The sequence below is a fragment of the Streptomyces sp. NRRL B-24085 genome, assembly GCF_001282115.1.
GTDB lineage: Bacteria > Actinomycetota > Actinomycetes > Streptomycetales > Streptomycetaceae > Streptomyces.
The window spans coordinates 1-4,906 of the sequence record NZ_LJBR01000172.1 but is presented as its reverse complement, the minus strand read 5'-3'; the positions used below and the strand labels follow the sequence as shown (position 1 = coordinate 4,906).

Here is a 4,906-nt window from a genome sequence, read left to right as displayed (position 1 = left end):
CCCCCTCCCGACCCTCCAGCAATTCCGGCCCCCCGTAGTAAAGTTCGGCCGTCGTACGCGTGACCTGAAATGGTCCTGCCAAGACAAAGGGGGAACGAGCATGGGGGTCGTGCTGCCCGACGAGGCCGCCTGGGTGCTGGACCTCATCGGCGTCGAGTGGCCGAACGTCGACGAGGACGACTACCGGGACATGGCCGACGGCCTGCGCTCCTTCGCCGCCCAGATGCGGGAGGGCAAGGAGGCCACGGCGAGCGTCGTCCGGGAGTTCCTGGAGGGCAACGAGGGCATCGCGACGGCGGCCTTCCAGCAGCACTGGGGCAAGGTCAGCGACGTACACCTGGAACGGCTCGGGGAAGCCGCCGACCTCGGGGCGGTGGCCCTGGACGGCGCCGCGATCGCCGTGGCCGGCGCCAAGGTGGCCGCCATCGTCCAACTCGGCATCCTGGCCGCCGAGATCATCGCCGCCCAGGCCGCCGCACCCTTCACGCTCGGGCTCTCCGAGGTCGGCGCGCTCGGCGCCACCCAGGCCACCCGCCTCATCGTGCGGCGGCTGCTGAAGGAGGCCGAGCAACTCCTCGTCGAGGAGCTCATGTCCGTCGCCATGGGCCCGGTCTACTCCGCGCTCGGCAACATGGCCTCCGACCTCGTCCTCCAGCTCGGCGCCAACGCGGTGGGCCTCCAGGACGGTTACAGCCCCGGCAAGACCCTGCGGGCGGGCAGCGAGGGCTTCTCCGAGGGGCTGGACGCCGCCACCGGCACCACGGGCACCTTCAGCAAGGGGGGTGCCGCGTGAGCGACACCGTGCGCAGCGACAAGGACCTCCACGACCGGCTCGCCGACCGCATCACCTCCCAGGCCGACGAGCACGAGTCCGGCGCTCGCCCCCACCTGCGCCGCAGCCGCGCCGGCCTGGACCGCACCCGGGGCAAGGGCGCCCTCGCGGCGGCCGTGGAGACCGGGGCCGAGAAGATCCTCAGGGCCATCGAGGAAGCCGAGGACCAGCTCCACAAGCACCTCCAGGACGTGTCCAAGGGCGTGCGGGCGATGGGCGACAACCACGCGCGCAACGACAAGAACATCGAGACGATGCTCCAGAACATCGTCAAGCGCTCCCGCGACCAGGACGCGGTCCGCGACAGCGGCGGGATCGGCAAGGACCGGCCGGACACCACGAAGGACCCGCACACCGTCACCCTGGAGTGGAAGCCCGGGATGCCCAAGCCGGCCTTCGAACGGAAGGCGCGGGCCCTCCAGCGGCTCGGCGAGGAGGGCAAGCTCTTCAAGTTCAAGGGCAGGACGGAGGACTACCGGGACAAGGAGATCACCAAGCAGTACAAGGGCGCGCTGGAGGCGCTGATCCGCAGGAACCACAAGGACGACCCCGAGTTCGCCGAGGAGGCCGCGGTGGCGGCCCGTGCGATGCAGCCGGACCACGTCAACGAACTCCAGACCGGTGGTCCGGACGCGTGGCGTAACCTGCGGATGCTGGACCGGACGACGAACTTCGACATCGGCACGCAGCAGATACGTCCGCAGATCAAGGATCTGCCGGACGGCAATCCGATCAACATCGACATCAAGTGGTGGCCAGATGACTAGCGCGAGCCCGGGACCGTCCCGCCTGACCGAGACGGTGGACGCCCTGCGGACGGCACTGGCTCAGAGCCCGGACGTGCTGAGCTTCACGCTCGGCGGGACGATCGACGAGGAGACCGCGGCCGCCGCGGAGGCCGACGGGGTGCCGCGGGAGTTCCTGGACTTCTGCCGGGTCCTGGACGGCGCGAGCTGCGGGCCCAACGTGCAGCTCTTCGGCCTGGCGGAGGCCGAGGAGCACCAGTTCTACTGCGGTCCGGTGGTCGACTCCCCGCTGCCGCTGTCCCCGGAGAAGCTGTACTGCATCGGGATGGTCAACGAGGCACCCGTCTTCCTCGACCGCGCCGGAGGCGGCGTCCTCGGTAACCCGGAAGCGGGCGGCGACTGGGTCGACGCGGAGCGCTTCGAGCAGCTCGCGCCCGGCGTGGCGGCGTTCTTCCTGGACCGGCTGGCCACCGCGGACTACGCGCGGCTTGCGGAGATCGACGACGAGCTGCTGGAGTACGACGACTGGCTGAAACTGCTGCGGCGGGCCGGTCTCACCGGCTGACACGGACAGAGCACGAGGGGAAGCAGAGGACGCATGGCCACCCATGAGGAGATGACGGAACTGTTCGGCGCGGACCGCGTGGTCACGCTGGACCGTGCCGTCGCCGAGGAGCGCGGACTGTCCGAGGCCGACGCCGAGGTGCTGTGCGAGGTCGGCGTCCCGGTCTTCGTCGACGTGCTGTTCACCCTCGACACCGCCGACGAGGGACCCGATCCCTTCACCGTGGTGCCGGTGGCCGCGGGCGGCGAGGAGACCCACATCCTCGTCCTGGGCGGCCCAACCGACGACCCGGCGATGCGGTACTGCCTGGACATGGACCGCGGCTACGTCATCCTCATGTCCTTCGACGCGGAGCCGCGCGCCGAGATCGTGAACCGCACCCTCGCCGACCTCGTCGAGTTCCTGTACCGGTTCGCGCTGCGCACCCGGCACCTGGAGCAGGCCGCGCCGCAGGACCGCGCCCCCTACACCGACAAGCTCGTCGAGTACCTCAAGGCCCGCGACCCGTACGCGTTCGCCCAGCCGGACAGTTGGTGGTCCATGGTGTTCGAGCAGGTCGGCTGACCGCTCACCCGCAGGAGTCCCAGAACCCCCCGAGGGCGGCGTTGACGGCGGCGGGCCGCTGGGTGTGCGGGTAGTACCCGGGCACCCGTACGAGGCGCGCTCCGAGGGAGTCCGTGAGGGACTCGGCGACGGCGATCAACGGCCGGCCCACGTGCTCGCGGTACGCCGCCGGCGCGTCCTCCCAGGTCCCGCAGATCACCAGAACCGGCACGGCGGCGGCCCGTACGGCCGGCAGCGGGATCTCGGCCTCCCAGATCGGCCGCTCCCGCATCGACGTGGCGGCGGCCCGCAGCCGAACCGGCGTGGGCTCCGGCACCGCCAGCCCGATGCCCTCCGTGGAGTCACGCAGGAACCGCTCGGGCGTCACGCCGTCCGGGACCCCCGGGGCGCTGCCGCGCACGCGGTCCAGAAGGTCCGCGACGACCGGGCGGTCCGTGGCCGCGGTGAAGGCGGAGGGCTGGACGAGCGCGAGGGAGCGGACGAGACGGGGCCGCCGCGCGGCGGCGAGCAACGCGACGACACCGCCGTTGCCGTGCCCCACCAGGTGGCCGCCACCGTCCCCGACCCGCTCGCCGAGCACCTCGACCACGTCCTCGGCGTCGGCCTCGAAGTCACTGCGCACGGTGTCCGGGCTGTGGCCGTAACCCCGCCGGTCCAGCAACAGCAGCCGCCGGCCGGCCGCGAGGGGCCGCTGCCCGGCGAACCCGTACGTCGGATCGCTGCCCCAGCTCAGCAGGTTGTGGACGAAGTGCGCCACCGCCCTCCCGGTCGTCCCACACGGTCACGTGCACGGCAGCCATGGAGCCCCCTGAGGACCATGACGACGGGTGAGGTGTGCGCGGACCATTGACGCGCAAGGGGTTCGATTCTACGGTCCCGTCCGAAGCTCTGATCGGTGATCGGCATATCGAACATCCCCCCACTCGCATCCTGCGAAGGAGCGTCACCGTGCGCCGCACCTCACTCCTGGCCGTCCCCGTGGCCTTCCTGCTGGCCCTGATCCCGGGGACGGCCTCCGCCTACCCCAACCCCGGGACCGTCACCGGTGCCACCACCATCCATGACCCCACGATGATCCGTACCCCGGCGGGCCGTTACCTGCTGTACGGCACCGGTGGCGGCCTCGGTCACCGCACCTCCACCGACCGGATCGCGTTCACGGCCGGCGGCGACGCGTTCTCCGCCAAGCCGGGCTGGTGGTCGTCGTACGCCACCGAGGCCTGGGCGCCGGACATCTCCTACCAGGGTGGCAAGTACCTGATGTACTACGCCGTCTCGACGTTCGGGTCCAACAAGTCGGCGATAGGGCTGGCCACTTCGAGCACCGGCCTGCCCGGCTCCTGGAGCGACCAGGGCACCGTGTACACCTCCACCACCTCCAGCGACTACAACGCCATCGACCCGAACCTGTTCGTCGACGGCGACGGCAAGTGGTGGCTGTCCTTCGGCAGTTGGTGGACCGGCCTGAAGATGATCCAGATCAACCCGTCCACCGGCAAGCAGCTCTCCACCAACACCACCCGCTACTCGATCGCCTCCCGCCCGACCGGGACCAAGGCCGTCGAGGCGCCGTACATCGTGAAGCGGAACGGCTACTACTACCTCTTCGCGTCCTACGACACCTGCTGCGCCGGCACCAGTTCGACCTACAAGGTCAAGGTCGGCCGCGCCACCAGCGTCACCGGTCCGTACGTCGACAGGAACGGCGTCTCGATGACGAACAACGGCGGCACCCCGGTGCTGGAGTCGCACGGCCGGTACATCGGCCCCGGCGGCCAGTCGATCATGAACGACTCCGACGGTGACCTGATCGTCTACCACTACTACGACGGCAACGACAACGGCACGCCCAAGCTCGGCATCAACCTTCTGAACTGGAGCAGCGGTTGGCCCGTGGCCTACTGATCAGACCGGCCGCGCCGCCACCCCCCAGGCGGAGCGGCCTCAGCCGACCTGTCCCATGCCCGCCGCGTTGGGCCAGCTCTGGGCGTTGGGCCACCCGGTGGCCGGCGCCTGGGACAGCTCCTGCGGAGCTCCGGGTGCCGGCGCGGTCATCCCCCGCACCTGCGCGGCGGTGAGCCCCCCACGGGCCGGCACCCCGGGCGGGGTCGGTCCGCCGGGCGGCGGGAAGGGCGCCGGAGCCGGTACGGGCGTCGGAGCCGGTACCGGCGTCGGCATCTGGGCGGGCGGGGGCGGAGG

Annotated in this window: 6 protein-coding genes and 1 pseudogene; 6 read left to right on the top strand and 1 reads right to left on the bottom strand. The window is 71.0% G+C overall.

All coding sequences use genetic code 11. From position 1 onward, the window contains the following. The first annotated feature begins 100 nt into the window (after positions 1-100). The 4 genes from AOJ26_RS20150 to AOJ26_RS20135 are packed head-to-tail and all read left to right on the top strand — an operon-like array spanning position 101 to position 2,707. The gene (locus AOJ26_RS20150; protein ID WP_053849715.1) at positions 101-793 is read left to right on the top strand and encodes a hypothetical protein; all 693 of its coding nucleotides are present in this window, start codon (positions 101-103) and stop codon (positions 791-793) included. Further along, positions 790-1,599, top strand: coding sequence for a hypothetical protein (locus tag AOJ26_RS20145; RefSeq protein WP_053849714.1), 810 nt, complete (start codon positions 790-792; stop codon positions 1,597-1,599). The genes AOJ26_RS20150 and AOJ26_RS20145 overlap by 4 nt, the downstream gene beginning before the upstream one ends. Further along, on the top strand, positions 1,592-2,143 hold the full coding sequence (locus tag AOJ26_RS20140) for a hypothetical protein (RefSeq protein ID WP_234358617.1): 552 nt from the start codon (positions 1,592-1,594) through the stop codon (positions 2,141-2,143). The genes AOJ26_RS20145 and AOJ26_RS20140 overlap by 8 nt, the downstream gene beginning before the upstream one ends. Before the next feature lie 33 nt (positions 2,144-2,176). Beyond that, complete coding sequence (locus AOJ26_RS20135) at positions 2,177-2,707, top strand: SUKH-4 family immunity protein (protein ID WP_053849712.1); 531 nt, start codon at positions 2,177-2,179, stop codon at positions 2,705-2,707. A 4-nt stretch (positions 2,708-2,711) separates the two neighbouring features. Here AOJ26_RS20135 and AOJ26_RS20130 read toward each other — a convergent pair. Continuing rightward, positions 2,712-3,507 (bottom strand): annotated as a pseudogene (locus AOJ26_RS20130) (alpha/beta fold hydrolase). A 148-nt stretch (positions 3,508-3,655) separates the two neighbouring features. Between AOJ26_RS20130 and AOJ26_RS20125 the strand changes: the two are divergent. Then, positions 3,656-4,612: an arabinan endo-1,5-alpha-L-arabinosidase gene (locus AOJ26_RS20125; RefSeq protein WP_053849711.1), complete on the top strand. Its 957-nt coding sequence runs from the start codon at positions 3,656-3,658 to the stop codon at positions 4,610-4,612. 55 nt (positions 4,613-4,667) lie between these two features. Continuing rightward, positions 4,668-4,906 (top strand): hypothetical protein (locus AOJ26_RS45225; RefSeq protein WP_218780935.1); only part of this gene is annotated, 239 nt, incomplete at its 3' end.

Excerpts from the sequence above, each read along its gene's own strand:
- AOJ26_RS20140 (WP_234358617.1), top strand. The coding sequence starts at position 1,592 with ATGACTAGCGCGAGCCCGGGACCGTCCCGCCTGACCGAGACGGTGGAC.
- AOJ26_RS20150 (WP_053849715.1), top strand. The coding sequence starts at position 101 with ATGGGGGTCGTGCTGCCCGACGAGGCCGCCTGGGTGCTGGACCTCATC.
- AOJ26_RS20135 (WP_053849712.1), top strand. The coding sequence starts at position 2,177 with ATGGCCACCCATGAGGAGATGACGGAACTGTTCGGCGCGGACCGCGTG.